At 51.7% G+C, this 572-nt stretch carries 2 protein-coding genes; both read left to right on the top strand.

Annotated features, from left to right (window positions below):
• Positions 1–2: 2 nt before the first annotated feature.
• Positions 3–194: a hypothetical protein gene (locus AWH66_RS17900; RefSeq protein WP_063605846.1), complete on the top strand. Its 192-nt coding sequence runs from the start codon at positions 3–5 to the stop codon at positions 192–194.
• Complete coding sequence (locus AWH66_RS17905) at positions 191–565, top strand: DNAase (protein ID WP_071487861.1); 375 nt, start codon at positions 191–193, stop codon at positions 563–565. Before AWH66_RS17900 ends, AWH66_RS17905 begins: the two co-directional genes overlap by 4 nt.
• Positions 566–572: the final 7 nt, after the last annotated feature.

Raw genomic sequence — 572 nt, forward strand, 5'->3', positions numbered from 1 at the left:
ATATGTTTGGAGCAATGACCAGTTTAACGGGCGGTGGTGGTTTGAAAGGCGGTAGCGCTGGACCATCTTCGGCAAAGAGTAGCAACCAATCAGGGCAATCCATTGGCGGCATCAATATGGGTGGCGGCGTGAGTCCTTGGCTTATCGTTGCTATCGCTATTACCGTCGTCGTTGCCTTAAAGGTACTCAAATGATTCAAGTGGTAACGCAAAGCGAAAGCGTGCAAGAGCGTTTGCGTGATGCTTTTCGCGCTTGTCCTGACGACTTCGCACTGATGGAGCAAGCCATCAATGATGACCTAGTGAGCATCTACCAGATACAAGGCGATGACTATCACCTTGCTGTGGCGGGTGAGGTGGTCGGTGATGACTATTTTGTTTGGGCTGTGGAGGGAACGGGCGCGGTGCAAGCCACTCGTGAACTGGCGACCTACGTTAAAAATAGCGGTCTGAAAGCGATTACCACAAAAACCTATTTTCCTTTGGTGGCTCGTTTGCTCAAGCGGCTGGGCAATGTCTCCACCGTCGAGCAAGGCGACCACCAATTATTACGATGGGAGGTGTAGCGCATGG

Origin of the sequence: Vibrio barjaei, assembly GCF_001639065.2 — a bacterium.
In the GTDB taxonomy this organism is placed as follows: domain Bacteria; phylum Pseudomonadota; class Gammaproteobacteria; order Enterobacterales; family Vibrionaceae; genus Vibrio; species Vibrio barjaei.